The following is a 17,752-nucleotide window of genomic DNA, read 5'->3' on the forward strand; positions in this document are numbered from 1 at the left end:
AGAAGCTCGGCCGCACGCTCGAGAGTCATCGACTCGACGGCATCGTCCTTGCGCAGGGTCGCGTTGAACTCGCCATCGGTGACGTAGGGGCCGAAGCGGCCGTCCTTGACCACGACCGGCTTCTTCGACTCAGGGTCGTCGCCGAGTTCCTTCAACGGTGCTGCGGCTCGACGGCCGCCCCGCTGCTTGGGTTCGGAGTAGATCTTCAGCGCCTCGTCCAAGGTGATGTTGAAGATCTGATCTTCCTCGGTCAGCGACCGGGAGTCCGTGCCCTTCTTCAGGTACGGACCATAGCGACCGTTCTGAGCGGTGATGTCAGTGCCCTCTTCGTCCTGGCCGACGACTCGGGGAAGGCTGAGCAGGGTCAGTGCCGTCTCGAGGTCGATCGAGTTCAGGTCCATGGACTTGAACAGGGAACCGGTGCGAGGTTTGGGCTTCTTCGCTCCCCGTTTGGGCTTCTCCTCGGGCTCGGGCAGCACCTCGGAGACGTAGGGACCGAAACGCCCGTTCTTCGCCACGATCGTGTGTCCGGTCTCGGGGTCGACACCGAGTTCACGGTCGTCCTGGCCCTGTGACTCGATGAGTTCGGCGGCTCTGGCTGCCGTGAGTTCGTCGGGAGCCAGATCATCGGGCACCGAGACTCGCTTCGGATTCCCGCCCTCTTCGGTGGCCGGGATTTCGAGGTATGGGCCGTAGCGACCCACGCGCAGATTCACGTTTTCGCTGATGACAACGGTGTTGACCTCACGCGCATCGATATCGCCGAGGTCGTCGACAACCTCCCGCAGGCCCTCACGATCCTGCGTCGCATCGCCGAAGTAGAAGCGGGCCAACCACGCTTTGCGGTCCTCCTCGCCCATCGCGATCCGGTCGAGCTCGGTCTCCAGGTCAGCGGTGAACGCGTAGTCGACGAGCCCTGTGAAGTGCTCTTCGAGCAGACGGACGACTGAGAACGCCAACCAACTGGGAACCAGAGCGTTGCCGCGAGTGGTGACGTAGCCGCGGTCCTGGATGACAGAGATCGTGGCCGAGTAGGTCGAGGGGCGGCCGATGCCGAGCTCTTCGAGCTGCTTGACCAGGCTGGCTTCAGTGAAGCGTGGTGGTGGGGCCGTCGTGTGACCGTCGGCTTCGGCTTTGACGACAGACAGCGCCTGACCTTCGTCGACCTGAGGAAGGCGTGATTCACCGGACTTCGTGTCGTAGCGTCCGGCATCGGTGCCCTCTTCATAGGCTGCGAGGAACCCGCGGAAGGTGATGACTGTGCCGCTGGCGCTGAAGCCGGCGTCATGGCCGTCGGCGAGGTCGGCACGGACCTTGATGGTCGCGGTCTTGCCCTTGGCGTCGGCCATCTGGCTGGCGACGGTGCGCTTCCAGATCAGATCGTAGAGACGGAACTCATCTCCACTGAGCGATTTCGACACCTGTGCCGGTGTGCGGAACGAGTCACCGGACGGGCGAATGGCTTCGTGGGCCTCCTGCGCCGACTTCTGCTTGCCCGTATAGGTGCGAGGCGACTGCGGGACGAATTCGGGGCCGTAGAGTTCGGTGACCTGCTTTCTGGCTGCGGAGATCGCCTGACCCGACAGGGCCGAGGAATCGGTACGCATATAGGTGATGTAACCCTGCTCGTACAGCGACTGGGCAGTGCGCATGGCCTGACGGGAACTCATGCGCAGCTTGCGACCGGCTTCCTGCTGCAGGGTCGAAGTCGTGAACGGTGCGGCAGGCTTGCGTGAGTACGGCTTCGACTCGACGGCCGTGACCGTCAGTGCATCCTTCGCGGTGCCGTTGAGCTCTGCGGCCAGCGCCTCGGCCTTGGCCTGGTCGACAACGGTGGCAGACGAGTTCTTCAGCTCACCTTGGTCGTTGAAGTCACGGCCCGAGGCCACACGGGAACCGTCGACGGTCGTGAGGTTCGCGGCGAAGGGATTGGCGCCGTCGGGAAGCCCGAGGTCGACGTCGAGGTCCCAATAGTCGGCGGGGACGAAGGCCATGCGTTCGCGTTCACGTTCGACGACGAGACGGGTCGTCACCGACTGGACACGACCGGCGGAGAGCCCGGCGCGGATCTTGCGCCACAGGACGGGCGAGATCTCGTAGCCGTAGAGGCGGTCGAGGATGCGACGGGTCTCCTGTGCATCGACGAGAGCGGTGTCGATCTCACGTGTGTTCTCCAAAGCTCGTTCGATGGCTTCGGGGGTGATCTCGTGGAAGACCATGCGTTTGACGGGGATCTTCGGCTTGAGGACTTCGAGAAGGTGCCAGGCGATTGCCTCACCTTCGCGGTCCTCATCTGTTGCGAGATAGAGTTCGTCGGCGTCTTTGAGGAGGCGCTTGAGTTCGGTGACCGTCTTCTTCTTGCCCGGGTCGACGCGATAGTAGGGATCGAATCCGTTGTCGACGTCGACGGCGAACTTTCCGTACGGCCCCTTCTTCATGTCCGTCGGGAGTTCGGACGGTGTGGGAAGGTCGCGGATATGGCCGACCGACGCCTCGATGTCGTAACCCTCTCCGAGGTACCCGACGATCGTTCGCGCCTTCGTCGGAGACTCGACGATGACGAGACGGCGGGGTTGCTTCTCGGTTGTGGTCACGCTTTCACATTCCTCTCACGGCGCCGGTTGATCGAATAAACGGACGATCCGGCCCAATGTAACACTGATGTTCGTGGCCGACCTGCATCGGGTTGATGCAGGGGACCTCAACGGCAACGGTTTTCGATACTACCGTTATTCCGGCGTCGCATCGTTCACTGGCAGCAGCGCACCGGCGACGACGAGCTGTCGAACCTGGGCGATGAGCTGGTCTTCGAGTGCGGTCGGGTTGACGTCGAGCAGCTGTGCGAGAGCCACCGCTGTCTGCCGCAGAGTCAGGCTGCCATCGGCGACGGAGACGAATCCGGCCAGGGCGGTGTCGAGGTCGAAGACCTGTCCGAATCCGATGCCCTGTTCCAGCGTGATCGAGCTCGGATCCGGTTCTCCGGGAACATGGTGGCGGTGCTCGACGAGGTCCGGGGAACGGGTGAAGACGGTGGTCGCGATCTCCTCGGTCGCGGCGGTCGCCAACCACGACCGCAGTGCGAAGGTGGTCGCGACGAATTGGCCGAGTCCATACGGATTGTTCGCGATCGCCGAGGTGGTCCTGACCGTGGTCTTGAACGCCCGGTGCCCGGAACTGTCGGAGATCGTATTGTCGGCAATCGTTGGGGCATCGTCACCTGTGGCCGCGGTGTGCTCGGCCTTGCCCATGATGACGTATCCGAAGACGACCTCGGTCACGTCGCGGGACTCGAAGTCGTCCATCCAAGCTGCAGCTGCCCGGTTCCAGTCCTCGCCGGCACGAGGGATGCCTCCGTCGCGGATCCACGTCTCCGCATAGGCGATGGGGTCCAGTGCTTCGCGTTCGATGACGAGCACCGAGGTATCCGAGTCCGCGACCCAGGCCTCCGGTCCTCCTTCGTTCGCCGAGGTGGTCTCCCAGTTCCCGAGACACACGGAGCGTCCGCCCGGCCGGAGATGGTCGGGGATCATCGAGAACAGGGACTTGACCAGCCTGTCGCCGGTCATCCCACCATCTCTGTATTCGAAGTTGGCCACGGCGGTGCGTGGGGTGATGACGAAGGGTGGATTGGACACGAGCAGATCGACGGGTTCGCTGAGCGGCTCGAGCATCGATCCGGCCCGGAGTTCGATGTTGTCGATTCCGTTGAGTCCGGCGCTGAGTCCGGTCAGGTGCAGGGCGCGCTGCGAGATGTCGGTGGCGATGACGCGGTCGCTGTGACGTGCCAGGAGCAGGGCTTGGATCCCGCACCCGGTTCCGATGTCGGCGGAGATCTCAACCTGGTCACGGGGAGTCAGTGACACCAGTGTGCGTCCTGCCCCGCCGAGGCCGAGCACGAAGTCACCGTCGAGGACATCGGGAGTGGTCAGAGTTCCGTGGTCGCTGACGAGGTAGAGGTTCTCGTCGCCGGGGCGGAAACCGCGCGGGACACCGACCGGCAGATCATAGGGGGTGATCGCGAACGGAGCGGATGCGCATCCCGGGTCCCCCACCTCGGCGCGGGTGCTCGTTTCGGCACCGTTGCGTGTTTCGGCACTGTTGCTCGTCACGATCAACCCGTGATCGACAGCCACATCGAAGGCGGCCTCGCCGAGCGCCGCGCGAGTTGTCTCGACCGGGACGTCCCGGTGGAAGCAAAAGAGCATGGCCAGTGCCGCCAGGTGCTGGTCGAACGAACTCGGAGCCTGTGCCTCATCTCCCCGCGTCTCGGTTGAGTCGAGAATCTTCTGACAGAAGTGGATTGCCGGGGCCGCATTGTTGCGCACCAGGGCGGAGGCGATGGGCCCGCCCCAGAACTGGCGGAGTCGGGGCTCGGTGTACCCGGCCCGGTAGAGTCTGTCAGCCACGAGGGTCACGTCTTGTTCGATCACACACAGATCCTATCTACTCCACCCCGAAGACCCGACTGCACCCCGAGGAGCCTGACTGCGCCATAATTGGGGTCATGGCCTCTTCTGCTCTTCTCGACATCGTCACCGGATTCGGTGCCAGGGATGAACGGATCGTCCATGTGCGCGATATTCCACAGCGGTTCGAACATGAGTCGGACTGGCCGGAGTGGATCGACGAGGAACTCAGACACGCCTGCCACGCCATCGGCGTCGATCAGCTGTGGGACCACCAACTCGAAGCTGCACAGTCTGCCCGGGACGGATCCGACGTCGTCATCGCCACTCCGACGGCATCGGGGAAGTCGCTGGGGTTCTGGCTTCCGGTCCTCGAATCCATACAGAACACTCGTGCGAAACTGCGCACCTCCTCGGCGATCTACATCGCACCGACGAAGGCCTTGGCCGCGGATCAGATGACGAACCTGGAGAAGCTCATCATCCAAGGCATGCGGCCGGCGACCTATGACGGGGACACGTCTCAGGCGTCCAAGGACTGGGCCCGGCGTCATGCGAACATCGTGTTCACCAATCCGGACATGCTCCACCGTGGGATTCTGCCGCAGCACGAACGGTTCTCGCGACTGTTCAAATCACTGCGCTACATCGTCATCGACGAGGCCCACCGCTACCGCGGAGTCTTCGGCTCCCATGTCGCACTGATCCTCCGGCGTCTGCTGCGCATCGCCGCACATTATGGGGCTCACCCAGTGGTCATCGGAGCATCGGCGACGATGGCGAACCCGGATGAGGCGTTCTCCAAACTCACCGGACGAGACGTACACGCGGTGAGCCAGGATTCCTCTCCTCGTGCCTCGGGCAGCTTCGCTCTCTGGGAACCTCCTGTCTCCCCCGGCGGCGAGCGCCGCAGTGGTCTGGTCGAAGCTGCCGATGTCCTCACCGATGCGATGTGTGCCGGGTATCGTTCGATCGCGTTCATCGCTTCCCGCCGGGGCACCGAAGCTCTGGCGTCAACCGTGCGGGACCAAGTCGGCCAGGTCGATGACTCTCTGAAGAACAAGGTCGCGGCTTATCGCGGCGGCTATCTTGCCGAAGAGCGCAGACTGCTCGAGTCGGCATTGAGGTCGGGCCGTCTGCTGGCGGTGGCGTCGACGAACGCCCTTGAACTCGGGATCGACATCTCGGGCCTCGATCTCGTCATCATCTCCGGATGGCCGGGGACCCTGGCGTCCCTGTGGCAGCAAGCCGGTCGCGCCGGTCGTGCGGGGCAGCGATGGATGGCTGTGTTCATCGCCCGTGACGATCCGCTGGACACCTATGTCGTGAACCATCCCGAGGTCATCTTCGATGCCCCCGTCGATGCCGGAGTCATCCATCCCGGCAATCCTCACGTTCTGGGCGGACACCTGTGTGCTGCGGCCGCCGAGGTGCCGCTGCAGGAATCGGACCTCGTCCACTTCCCCGACAATTCCGCTGAGGTGCTTGACGACCTGGTCGAACGCAAACTCCTGCGGACACGCCCCACCGGGTGGTTCTGGGCGAAGGACGAACCTGCCGCAGACATGTCCGATATCCGTGGCAGCGGGGGCGGACAGTTCCGCCTCGTCGAAGCCAGCACCGGAGCACTGTTGGGCACCGTCGACGAGTCCGGAGCATTCACCGGCGCTCACCCCGGCGCGGTCTATACGCATCAGGGTGCCGACTTCGTGGTCCTCGATCTTGATCTCGAGGACCATGTGGCACTCGTCGAACGTGCCGAGGTCGACTACACGACGCAGGCCAGATCGCAGACAGAAATCGACGTCGTCGACACCGACAGGCAGCGGCCACTGCCCTCCGGAGTGACGGTGTGCAACGGCACCGTCGACGTCAAGGACCATGTCATCGCCTACCGGATGCGGGCGAAGCGCGGCGGCGCGATCATCGCCGAACACGAACTCGATCTGCCCGAGCGCACCTTGCGGACCAAGGCCGTGTGGTGGACGGTCCCGCAGACGCTGTTGGACGAAGCCGAGATCATCCCTGCCGATCTGCCCGGCGCAGTGCATGCTGCCGAGCATGCCTCGATCGGCCTTCTGCCCCTGTTCGCCGGCTGCGATCGTTGGGACATCGGCGGAGTCTCCACCGCCGACCACGCCGACACCGGGATGGCCACGGTCTTCGTCTATGACGGGCTTGCCGGTGGGGCGGGATTCGCTGAGCGCGGCTACGACATCATCGAAGAGTGGTTGGCGGCGACACGTGACGCCATCGGCGCGTGCGAGTGCATCGACGGCTGTCCTTCATGCGTGCAGTCCCCGAAGTGCGGCAACGGCAACGAACCGCTGGAGAAAGATGCGGCACTGCGACTGCTGAGAGCAGTTCTGGACTGACCACCTCGGTCGGAGCTGACGGCCCGTTTCACGTCCCGGCCACGGCCTTCTCCTTCACCTTCGGCAGCGGTCCGGGAATCTCGACCTCAACCTGAACGTACGCGCTCTGCTCCGACGTTGAGGCTCGGCAGTCGTCGAGCACCGCTCCGTTGCGCTTCGCGACCTGCTTCGCAATGTCACAGGGTTCGCCCGTGGCGAGACCGCGAACCGCATCGGCTGCAGCAAGGGCGGCAAGGTCGGCGGCGCTCTGGGCAGTGCTGTGGGCGGCGAAGGCTTGGCTGAGTCCGCCGATGGCGGTGACGAGGACCAGAATCATTGAACACAGTCCGACCACGATGTTCGTCATGGCAGTCCGCCTGTGCCGTGCTGACCCGCAGCCTGACCAGTGCTGGACCGGGTTCCCTCCGTTCTCGCCGTCGCGGCTGCTTCGACCTCGTTGAGGACGATGATCGCCTCGGGGAGTTCGATTGTCACGGTCACGGTCGAATAGCCACCTTCGGAGCGGACCCGCACGTCAGAGGTTTGTCCGGCATGCTTCTTCGCTTCGGTCACGACCGCTGCCTGAGGTTCGCCGCGGGCGATCTCCCGGGCGGCTGATCTGGCTGCGTCGAAGGCTCTCAACTGGGAGAAGCCGACAGCGGCTGCCCCTGTGAGCACGATGATGAGAAGCACGATGGCGGGCATGACAACGGCGAACTCGGCGGTAGCCGTCCCCGCATCCCGGTGCTGCTTGCGTCCTCGTGGCTCACAGGAGCATCCGGCCGCCATGTCAGACTCCGAGGCCGAGGGCGGTCTCGATGACACCGGTGACGAGTTCTTTGATCGGTTCCGATTTCAGAATGACGACCAACAAGGCTGCGAAACCGCAGGCGGCGAGGGTGGTGATCGCGTATTCTGCGGTCGTCGCCCCTGCGTCGGGCCCCCATGGTTCTGGCGCGCCGTAGTCTCGCTGCGGTTCGTCACCATCGATCTCGTCGGCAGCAGCGTCCGCACCAGCAGCCGCATCGTCGCCGGTGTCGGCGTCGGCGTCGGCGTCGGAGTACTGGCCGGTGTCGCTTGGGCGCGACTCGCCCCATTGCGGGTAGAGAGGTCCGTCGCAGTCGTGCGCCTTTGTTCCTATGCTCATAGTCTCCTCCTCGTTGAAACCCTCATTCGCGGTCTGCGAAGGGAGTTTCAGTGTTGGATGAGACCGTGGCGCGAGTCCAGGGCAGAAAAACGGCCTGTGGACACAGCTTCACCGTCCACAGCCGAAACGCACTCGAGTCGGACCTGTTTCCACAGGATTCGGCACACGAGTGCGGATGACGCGAGTCAGCCTCTGCCGGCCCAGTCCTCTTTGAGGATCGCCATGATGACCTCGTCGTGACGGCGACCGTTGAAGAAGACCGCCTCGCGTCGGCGCCCCTCTTCGATGAAGCCAGCCTTTGTATAGGAGGCGATTCCGCGGGTGTTGAACGCCCATGTCTGCAGCTCTATACGATTGAGTCCCAGCTGCAGGAAACCGTATTTGATGCCCAGGCGCACCGCGTCGGAGCCGTAGCCGCGGCCGTGGAACTCCGGGCCGAGGACGATGGCCAGGGTAGCGGATTGGTTGATTGAGTTCCGACCGTAGAGTGTGACGTGGCCGACGAATTCCTCGGTTTCGAGCAGTTCGATGCTGAAACCGACCGCATCGGTGTCCTTGTTCGCGCTCCAGAGCGCGAACTGTTCGGACACCCCGCCTTCGGGTCGCGGGAGGACGGTGTGGTTCTGCAAGACCACGATCGAGGGGTCGAACCACCACTGCTCGAGGTAGGGAAGATCCTCCTGCTGCAGCGGACGAAGCCTCACGTGTCGTCCTGTGAAGAGATTGTCGGCGTATTCTTCGGCTTGTTCGACGTTGGACAGTTGATTGAAGGGCGTAACCGGTGCCATTCCCCGATCTTACCAAGGTCAGCTGAACGACCGGTCGACTGCGGCTCTCGGCTGTCTCCGAGCTCAGGGCTGTCTCCGAACCCGATGCTGTCAGAAGAAGACCGTCGTCAGGTCCGAGAGCAGCGAGATGACCACGGGAACAACGGAGAGCAGCAGGAATGCGGGAAGGATGCAGACTCCGAGTGGCACGACGAGTTTGACGCCCAGGGCCGCAGCCGCCTCCTGCCTGCGTCTGCGCGACGAGTCTCGGAGTTCCTGTGCGACGGATTCGATGAGTGGTGCGGGACCGACGCCGGTGTGTTCGGAGAATTCGAAGACCTCAAGGACAGGGACGAGTCGGTCATCCTCGGTCAGGTCTTGGCCCCCGATCGTCATGGATCGCGCGATTCGTCCCAGACCGGAGCGGTCCTCTGTGGCTTCGGCGGTCAGTGTCAGAGCGACCGGGATCGGCAATCCCGAAGTCAGACAGATAGCCACGAGGTCGAGGTCGAAGGCAAGCAGGTCATCGACCACCCGAGGCTGTGGCTCCGTCCCCGACTGCACGCCCGTTCGCGCCCCCTTCGCAGCAGTCACGCGAACAGAACTGCCTCGACCTGCGGTGTCCCGCTGACGTGTCACCTGTCCGTTCAGCAGGCGCCTCAGCCGCCCGTCGGATCTGCCGGACCACAGCAGAACACCGGCCGCTATGAGGGCTCCCACCAGGAGTGCGGTCATGTCGATCAGCGCTCCGCCCGAGCCATCATCCGTCTCATCCACCAGCGTCCGAGAAGATAGAGGACAAGACCTCCACCGATGCTCACCCGGCCCGGCAGCCCCGAGAACAGTTCAACGGGCTGGACTCCGATCAGCAGGCCGAGACCGACGCCGATCAACGGCAGCCAGCTGAGCACACGGACTGTCGCTCGTGGCCCTGCCATCGCAATCCGTCTCTCCCGATCGGCATCGAGGGCACTGCGCTGCGCCCTCGCGTAGCGCAGGATCATCTCGGCAGCAGGCGCACCTGAACGTTCCGACACCGTCCACACCGCAGACATTCCCGCGAACACGTCTGCGGCGGCCGGCGGCAGGTCTGTCCCCCTGGTGGCAATGGCTCGTCCGGGTTCCTCGCCCAACGAGATCGCACGTGAGATCGGGGCCAGCTGTACGTTCTGCCTGCTCAGGGTCGACATCACCGCCTGTGGAGTCATTCCCACCTTGAGCAGGTGGGCACAGTTCTCCACTGCGGAGATGGCCCACAGCTTCTCCTGCTCAGGATCCTTCTTCGTCTGTCCGTCAGCTCGGCGGGGGTCGTCTCTGTCCGGGCCGGTGCGGAGCAGATCCCGCAGTCGAGATGCCGGGTCCAACGGTGCGCTGAGGATGACGCTGAAGGCAACGAGCACGGCGATGACGGCGATCATCAGGCGGCCTTCTGCTCGAGCACTGCTTCGAATCGACTCAGCGCCCGACGGTTGAAGGTCCCTTCGGACAGCGGAGATTGTCGACCCCAGACGGGCTCCATTCTCACGCCGCTGCTGTTCTCCCGCGTCGGAATCGCCAGTTCCGTGATTCCTCGATCGGCACCGACCCGGCGGAGGTGGATGACGAGGTCGATGGCGGTCGAGAACTGTGAGAAGACAGCCTGTGGGCTCATGTTCGCCAGCGCCCCCAACGCTGCCAGGCGGCTGGGAACAGCTTCGGCGGTGTTCGCATGGATTGTGGCACTGCCGCCCTCGTGGCCGGTGTTCAGCGCAGTGAGCATGTCCCTGACCTCGGCGCCTCGACATTCCCCGACGACGAGGCGGTCGGGTCGCATCCGCAGGGCGTTGCGCACGAGGTCGGTCAACGTGACTTCACCGCCGCCTTCGACGTTGGCCTGGCGGGCGGCGAGCTGGACGACGTGGGAGTGGCCGACGATGAGTTCACGTGAGTCCTCGACGATGACGATGCGGTGAATGGGATCGACGAGCCCCAGAAGTGCGCCGAGAAGGACTGTCTTTCCCGTTCCTGTCCCGCCGGAGATGAGGATGTTGGCTCTGGAACGGACCGCCACGGTGAGGAGTTCGTGCACGTCCTCGGGGATGAAACCGCCGGTGAGCAGCTGTTCGAAGCTGAATCCGGCGTGCCGAGGGACACGGAAGGAGATCGTCGTGAGCTCGCCGGAGATGGGTGGCACGATCGCATTCATCCGTACCCCGTCGGGCAGCCTGACATCGACGAACGGACTCGAATCGTCGAGACGGCGTCCGCCCAATGCCGCCAGGCGCACGGCCAAGGACCGCACTTCGTCCTCGGAGCCCAAGGACAGATCGAGGAGCTGAGGTCCCGAACCGGTGTCGGCGAAGATCTCACGCGGGCCGTTGACGAAGACATCGGTGGTGTCGGCGACCTCGAGCACTGCCTGGAGCGGACCGGCACCGGAGAGCTGCGCGGACAGTCGATTCACGAGTTCGAGAAGGGCGCTGGAACCGAGCACCCGACCGGTGCGCTGAACCGCCTCGGCGACGGCTGCCGTGGTCACCGGACCCGGATTGTCGAGCAGGGTCTTGCGCACCTCTGCCACAAGCGAGGCGTCGAGCCATTCGCTCATTCCACCCACTCCCCCAGGAGTCGCTCGACGAGCTTGCCCAGTCGGGCTCCGCCTGGGATGCCTTCGCCCCGGTCGACGGCAGCGGACAGGCCACGATCATCCCGGATGCTGCCGGCGAGGTCGAGCCCGATGGATTTGGAGAGGAGTTCGGCGTCGAGCCCTCCGGCACCGGTGTCGCGGACGACGAGTCGGACGTCGGGGTGGGATTGGGACAGGCGTTTGGCGACTTGGGACGCAGCCACCGCGGAGCGGACCCGTGCCGGGGAGACGAGGAGGACGTGATGGCACCGACGCGTCCACTGCGGTGGGGCGTGGCGGGGCAGATCGACGATGACGAGGTCGAACGCCTGCCCGGCAGCGGCCAGGAAGTCATCGAATACGTCCGGGTCGAGGTCGAGGATGTCGTCCCGGCCCCAGGACAGGATCGCCAGTCCCTCGTGGCGGGGCAACGCCTGGCTCAGCGTCGAGGGCCGAAGTTGGCCCCGGGAGGCGCTGAGATCGGCCCAGCGTGGTCCGGGGACCTGCTCTGCACCGAGCACCAGGTCGAGGCCACCGCCCAGTGGATCGGCGTCGACGAGGACTGTGCTCACATCCGGTCCCGCGCGGCGGGCGAGGGCGCAGGAGAGCACCGAGGCTCCTGCCCCTCCGCATCCGGCAACGACTCCGACGGTGACGCCGGGCGCCACGGGTGGTTCGACGGCTGCGATCATGCGACCGCTCAGCCATTCCGCGGCCGAGGGCAGAACCGCCAGCTGTTCGACGCCGAGGTGGGCCGCACGTTTCCATGCTGAGCTCGGTTCGTCTCCGTCGAGGACGACGAGGATGCGGTCAGCATGGTCCGTGGCGGGAGCTTCGCGAACGTCCTCGCCGAGGAGGATGAGAGACGCGTTCTGCCAGCCGCCCGAGTCGGGAGGCAGAACCTTGAGGGAGATGCCGATGCTTTCGGCAACCCGTGCGCATTCGTCGGTGATGGCGCCGAGGTCGGTGATGAGTGCTACCTGCATGGTGTCAGCGTGGACCCGTGGTCTTCGGTGATGACAGCGCCGACAAACAGGCTGTGGACAGAATACGAAAAGGGCGGCTCCTGTGCATTCAAGTCACAGGAGCCGCCCCTACATGGTCGAGCGAAGCATCTCGCCCGGTCAGAGTCCTCATGGCCTCAGTCCGAGGGAATCAGCTCGGATGGTCAGACGGTGTGTGCTCGGACTGTTGTCCACAGTCCGAGCACACGAGTCGACCGTTGTGGATTCAGCCGCGTTGGACACCTTCGGTGTTGCGGAGGAGTCCTTCACGGCCATCAGAATCGCGGACCTTGAACCACGAGCCGTTGTCCTCGAGGCCGAGGAACCAGTCGCCGGGGTAAATCGTGAACACCGGCATTCCGGTGGTCGCGTCCACCGCTTCGCGCGGTTCCGGAACGGCGAACCAGAACGCCTGGATGACATTCTGGCTGGTGCCGCGATTGGATCCGTCCTGATCGGCGTCGTTCCGGCTCTCATCCGACCGGTCCTCGCGATCATCCGGGCCACCGCCCGGCTGAACCGCGCTCTGGGCGACGGTCTCCTCGTTGTCAATCGCGGAGGCGTTTGACGAGGCGTTGGCGGCTCCGAAGCGTGGAGCCGAAGGCGCATTCTCGGCGTTGTCTCCGCCGCGGCCACTCGCCTCTCCAGTTTCCGAGCCGCTGGTGCCGTAGCCGGCCACCGGCACATACTGAGTCGGTTCGTCAGCTTCCGGGTGAATAGGACTCTGCGAACCGGATGCTGCACCACCGGGTTCTGCGGCACCTGGTTGTGCGGCACTGGGGGCGGTTGCGGCGGGACCGTTGACGACGGTGGCTTCGTCAGCCGCTCCCCCGGCAGGGGACCCCGCAACCTGGGAATCGGTTCCACGATCGTCGGCGGCGGTCGAGCTTCCCTCGGTGTGTTCGACATTCGCCGAATCATCCGAGCCGGATGTGTCGACTGGCTCTCCCGAGTCGGTTGAGGCTGCCGAGTCGACAGAATCTGCCGCACCGGCTGAATCTGCCGCACCGGCTGAATCGGCCGCATCGGGTGAGTCGCTTTCCGGCTTGAGCGCAACTCCCTCGGTGGCACGAATGTTGGCCTCCGAGTCATGAGCATTGACCTTGGTGGCAAACGAACTGCTCTCCGCAGGAGATGCGGAGTCGTCGTCTGTCAGCCCTGAGGAGCCGTCCGACGTCGACGTCGCAGTCACATCCGAGACATCCGTGCGGTCATCGCCATCTGCGATGCGGTCGGCATGCCTGTCAGCTGCTTCTGATTCGGTGTCTGAATCGGGAGCGGCATGGCGTCCACGACGGCGTTCGGATTCCGAGTTCGCCGAGGCGGCTCCGGCAGCTGCCGCACCGACGCCTACAGCGCCGGCACCTGCGACGGCTGCGGTCGTGCCCGCTCCCGAGGAGTCCTCATTCTCGCTGTCGGAGTTCGACTCGGCGGCGCTCAGGCCGTCCGCGCCGGGGCCGCTCGGGTCGCTCGAGTTGCTCGAGTTGTCAGCGCTTGAACTGTCGGCAGGCACCGGAGACTGGACTGCTGTCTCGCCGTCGTTGCTCCATGGCGATTCTTCCCGGTGAGCGCCGAAGCCGAAGGTCTGCGTCGGTTCACTCTGCGTGTGCTGGGGCTCCTGTGAGTGCTGAGTGCCGAGGTAGGTCTGGCCTGATCCTGTGCTCTGCACCGACTGTTCCGCAGAATCTTCAGCAGCCGGTGCGGAATCGAACGATGTTTCCTGTACCTGCTGCTCAGGTGGAGCATACGGATTGTTCTGCTCGGCGCCGATGGGCTGACCGAACCGGTCCTGCCCATCTGGCTGTCCCGGTCCGCCGAACTGGTTTGAGCCGCCGAACTGATCTTGCCCGTCGGGCTGACCATTCTGGACCGGCGCAGCGAACTGACCACCCGGCGCCGACTGTCCCGGCGCAGCAAACTGCCCCGGCTGACCGGGCGCAGCGAACTGCCCCGGCTGACCTGGCTGCCCCTGTTGCCCTGGCTGCCCGAACTGGCCCGGGCCTCCGGGCTGTCCCGGGTGACCGGGCGTTCCTGGCTGCCCCTGTGAACCGATCGGTCCGTTGGGCTGGCCTCCCCCGTAGGGTGCGCCGAATCCGCCTGGGCCGTTGTGGGCCCCCGGCATATTCGCCACAGGCGCGGGGTGCGGTGAGCGTTTGGTCACGGGGCGTGCCTTCGGGTGTGCAGCAACCTCGTCGCGAACCGCGAATTCCTTGCCGAAGAAGGGAAGCATCGTGAATACGCCTGCGAAGAAGGCGATAAGCGCCGCGAAGAATGCGAGGTACGCTCCGATGTGCCAGTACTGGACCGAGGTCAGCAGGTGTACGAACGCGAAGGTGAACGAAGCGCCGGACAGAACCGAGATCGCCTGATCGAGACTGAGCGAACCGACTCTGAGCCGCCCGTTGCCAAACTTCCCGACGAACACGGCCGCCACGATCAGCCAGATTCCGAACACGTCGAATGTCAGGGTGCCCATAGCGTCGATGGTCCAATGCCACAGCGACCATGAGATGAACCCATCAGTCTTGAACGGCACGAAGAGGACGAACAGCGAAAGGAATCCCGCGAAGAGCAGGAACAGATCGCGCAGTGTCAGCGGCCCGAGAAGCCCCGGTCCTGTACGGGGGCTCTTCGGCGCGACCGGACCAGCGGAACCGAACTGTCCCGGGGCCGCGCCATACGGACCGGGACCAGAACCATACGGACCTGGTGCAGAACCATACGGACCAGGACCTGCCGAACCATTTGGGCCAGGTGCAGAGCCATACGGTCCTGGGGCTGAACCATACGGTCCTGAGCCGGGAGCGGAGCCATAAGGAGCCGACCCTGCCTGCTGTGGCCCAGGTCCGGAACCGTAAGGACCAGGAGCAGAACCAAAGGGGCCGGGGTCAGCCGAACCGACAGGGCCGCCGCCGTACCCACCGGGTCCGGATGTTTGCGACTCGGGTCCTCCGCCGAAAGCAGGCCCAGGTCCGTTGGCCGGCCCCTGGCCGAACTGCGGTTGATTGCTCGGCCCAGGATTCTGCGCGTGCTGATCATGCCACTGCTGTGGTCCTGATCCAGTTGGGTGCTGCGGCGAACTCATCGCTTACTCCAGTCGCTCGTGGGGACAGGGTCGTCAAACTTCATGTGTCTGTCTGGTTTCCATCCTGACAGACTCCGACCCCATCCTTGCAGAACAGGACCCCCTGTGCACTCCTTCTATGCCGCCTGTCAGATGCAGGCGAATCGGCGAATGGGCCCTGCCGCAGGGTTCACCCGGCCCGTGCAGTGTGTCCTATAGCACAGCATTAAGGTGATTGCTACCCCCGGAAACCACCGCTCATCGAACGGACGACGGTGCCCCAGGGCCCCATCTCGGGTATACAGTGCAACTAGAATTTTCGATCCACCAAAGAAGCCGGAGGGAAAAATGACCGACAGCACTGAAGAACACATCGAGGTCTATGCTCCACCAGTGGAGTTCGCCGCTGCCGCCAACGTCAAGGCCGACGAATACGAGCGTGCAGATGCCGACTACCTGAGCTTCTGGGCCGAGCAGTCCCGCGAACTCGTCGATTGGAAGGAAGACTTCGGCGAAGTTCTCGACTGGACCAACCCCCCGTTCGCGAAATGGTTCATCGGCGGTAAACTCAACGTCGCCTACAACTGTCTCGACCGCCACGTCATCGCCGGCAATGGCGATCGTGTGGCCATCAACTTCGAAGGTGAGCCCGGCGACTCCCGCTCCCTCACTTACGCACAGTTGCTCGCCGAGGTATCCAGGGCCGCCAACACCCTGACCGGCCTCGGAGTCAAGGCCGGGGACCGTGTGGCGATCTACCTGCCAATGATTCCCGAAGCGATGATCTCGATGCTGGCCTGCGCCCGACTGGGTGCGGCTCATTCAGTCGTCTTCGGCGGCTTCTCGGCCGACGCGTTGCGCTCACGCATCATCGACGCCGAGGCACGTGTGGTCATCACCGCAGATGGCAGCTACCGTCGCACCAAGGCCACGAGCCTCAAACCGGCCGTCGACGAGGCGCTGTCTCACGGGGACACCCCTGTCGAGACCGTCCTCGTGGTCCGCCGTACCGGTCAGGACGTCGAAATGGTCGACGGCCGCGACCAGTGGTGGGACGAGACCGTGGCGAAGGCGAGCCCCGAACACGAATGCGAATTCTTCGATTCCGAGAATCCACTGTTCATCCTCTACACCTCGGGTACGACAGGTAGGCCCAAGGGCATTCTGCATACGTCAGGGGGCTACCTCACCCAGGTGCTCTACTCGATGAAGTCGGTGTTCGACATCAAGCCCGAATCCGATGTGTTCTGGTGCACGGCAGACGTCGGTTGGGTCACCGGACACTCCTACGTCACTTATGGTCCGTTGGCCGCAGGCGTCTCCCAGATCGTCTATGAGGGCACGCCCGACACACCCCACCAGGGCCGCTGGTGGGAGATCGTCGAGAAGTACAAGGCAACGATCCTCTATGCTGCTCCGACTGCGATCCGCACGTGCATGAAGTGGGGTGAGGAGATTCCGGAGAAGTACGACCTCTCCAGCCTGCGTCTGCTCGGCAGCGTCGGCGAACCGATCAACCCGGAGGCTTGGCGTTGGTACCACCGCGTCATCGGCGGTGAGCGCTGCCCTATCGTCGACACCTGGTGGCAGACAGAGACCGGCGCGCACATGATTGCACCGCTGCCCGGCGTGATGTCGACGAAGCCAGGCTCTTCGCAGCGTCCGATCCCCGGCATCTCCGTCGACGTCGTCGACGACGAGGGCAACAGCCCTGCCGGACCCGAGGGTGGGCTGCTCGTCATTCGCCAGCCGTGGCCGTCAATGCTGCGCGGCATCTGGAAAGATCCCGAGCGCTTCAAGGAGACCTACTGGTCACGGTTCGAGGAGACCTACTTCGCCGGAGACGGAGCCAGGCGCGATGAGGACGGGGACATCTGGTTCCTCGGCCGTGTCGATGACGTGATGAACGTGTCCGGGCACCGCCTGTCGACCACGGAGATCGAGTCGTCCTTGGTCGCTCACCCCTATGTCGCCGAGGCGGCTGTGGTCGGCGCGGCCGACGATACGTCCGGCCAGGCGGTCGTCGCCTTCGTCATCGTCGTCGGCGGGGTGGAGAACACACCCGAGTCCTCCGAGGAGCTGCGCCAGCACGTCGGCAAGGACATCGGACCGATCGCGAAGCCGAAGAAGGTCCACATCGTGTCCGAGCTGCCGAAGACCCGTTCGGGCAAGATCATGCGTCGCCTGCTCAAGGATGTCGCCGAACATCGCAAGGTGGGAGACTCCTCGACATTGGCCGACTCGTCTGTCATGGACCTCATCGAGGAATCGGTGGCGAAGTCCTGATCTCGCGCTGAGAAGAACCCGCCGGTGGGAACGGATGCTCGCAGAGAGCTGTTCGAGATTCATCCGGCGGGTTATTCTCGTTTTATTGCCCGTTCTTCTTTGGCCACCGGCCGCGTTCA

13 protein-coding genes are annotated in these 17,752 nt (G+C 64.3%); 2 read left to right on the forward strand and 11 right to left on the reverse strand.

Annotated features, from left to right (window positions below):
* Both topA and L0G76_RS04095 read right to left on the reverse strand, forming a co-directional pair.
* Positions 1-2,594 (reverse strand): type I DNA topoisomerase (topA, locus tag L0G76_RS04090; RefSeq protein ID WP_304356051.1); only part of this gene is annotated, 2,594 nt, incomplete at its 3' end.
* Between the two features lie 135 nt (positions 2,595-2,729).
* Positions 2,730-4,430, reverse strand: a complete 1,701-nt coding sequence (locus L0G76_RS04095) for a DUF7059 domain-containing protein (RefSeq protein WP_304356052.1) — start codon at positions 4,428-4,430, stop codon at positions 2,730-2,732.
* Positions 4,431-4,504: 74 nt separating this feature from the next.
* On the opposite strand from L0G76_RS04095, the gene L0G76_RS04100 reads away from it, so the two are divergent.
* Entirely contained in the window at positions 4,505-6,781 is a 2,277-nt protein-coding gene (locus tag L0G76_RS04100) for a DEAD/DEAH box helicase (RefSeq protein WP_304356053.1), read from the forward strand.
* A 28-nt stretch (positions 6,782-6,809) separates the two neighbouring features.
* On the opposite strand, the gene L0G76_RS04105 is transcribed toward L0G76_RS04100, so the two are convergent.
* The 9 genes from L0G76_RS04105 to L0G76_RS04145 form a co-directional block, all read right to left on the reverse strand.
* Positions 6,810-7,127 (reverse strand): Rv3654c family TadE-like protein, encoded by a 318-nt coding sequence (locus tag L0G76_RS04105; protein WP_304356054.1) that lies wholly within the window; start codon positions 7,125-7,127, stop codon positions 6,810-6,812.
* Positions 7,124-7,549, reverse strand: coding sequence for a TadE family protein (locus L0G76_RS04110; RefSeq protein ID WP_304356055.1), 426 nt, complete (start codon positions 7,547-7,549; stop codon positions 7,124-7,126). The genes L0G76_RS04105 and L0G76_RS04110 overlap by 4 nt, the downstream gene beginning before the upstream one ends.
* 1 nt (position 7,550) lies before the next feature.
* Positions 7,551-7,907, reverse strand: a complete 357-nt coding sequence (locus L0G76_RS04115; RefSeq protein ID WP_304356056.1) for a DUF4244 domain-containing protein — start codon at positions 7,905-7,907, stop codon at positions 7,551-7,553.
* Positions 7,908-8,092: 185 nt separating this feature from the next.
* Positions 8,093-8,695, reverse strand: a complete 603-nt coding sequence (locus L0G76_RS04120; protein WP_092103338.1) for a GNAT family N-acetyltransferase — start codon at positions 8,693-8,695, stop codon at positions 8,093-8,095.
* 90 nt (positions 8,696-8,785) lie between these two features.
* Positions 8,786-9,409, reverse strand: coding sequence for a type II secretion system F family protein (locus L0G76_RS04125; RefSeq protein WP_304356057.1), 624 nt, complete (start codon positions 9,407-9,409; stop codon positions 8,786-8,788).
* A 5-nt stretch (positions 9,410-9,414) separates the two neighbouring features.
* The gene (locus tag L0G76_RS04130; protein WP_304356058.1) at positions 9,415-10,092 is read right to left on the reverse strand and encodes a type II secretion system F family protein; all 678 of its coding nucleotides are present in this window, start codon (positions 10,090-10,092) and stop codon (positions 9,415-9,417) included.
* Positions 10,092-11,261 (reverse strand): TadA family conjugal transfer-associated ATPase, encoded by a 1,170-nt coding sequence (locus tag L0G76_RS04135; RefSeq protein ID WP_304356059.1) that lies wholly within the window; start codon positions 11,259-11,261, stop codon positions 10,092-10,094. The genes L0G76_RS04130 and L0G76_RS04135 overlap by 1 nt, the downstream gene beginning before the upstream one ends.
* Entirely contained in the window at positions 11,258-12,265 is a 1,008-nt protein-coding gene (gene ssd / locus L0G76_RS04140; protein ID WP_304356060.1) for a septum site-determining protein Ssd, read from the reverse strand. The genes L0G76_RS04135 and ssd overlap by 4 nt, the downstream gene beginning before the upstream one ends.
* A 244-nt stretch (positions 12,266-12,509) precedes the next feature.
* Positions 12,510-14,759: a hypothetical protein gene (locus L0G76_RS04145; protein ID WP_304356061.1), complete on the reverse strand. Its 2,250-nt coding sequence runs from the start codon at positions 14,757-14,759 to the stop codon at positions 12,510-12,512.
* Positions 14,760-15,695: 936 nt separating this feature from the next.
* Here L0G76_RS04145 and acs point away from each other — a divergent pair.
* Positions 15,696-17,633, forward strand: a complete 1,938-nt coding sequence (gene acs / locus L0G76_RS04150) for an acetate--CoA ligase (protein WP_304356062.1) — start codon at positions 15,696-15,698, stop codon at positions 17,631-17,633.
* The last annotated feature ends 119 nt before the right edge of the window (positions 17,634-17,752 follow it).

It is taken from the genome of Brevibacterium picturae, from assembly GCF_030453725.1.
In the GTDB taxonomy this organism is placed as follows: Bacteria; Actinomycetota; Actinomycetes; order Actinomycetales; family Brevibacteriaceae; genus Brevibacterium; species Brevibacterium sandarakinum_A.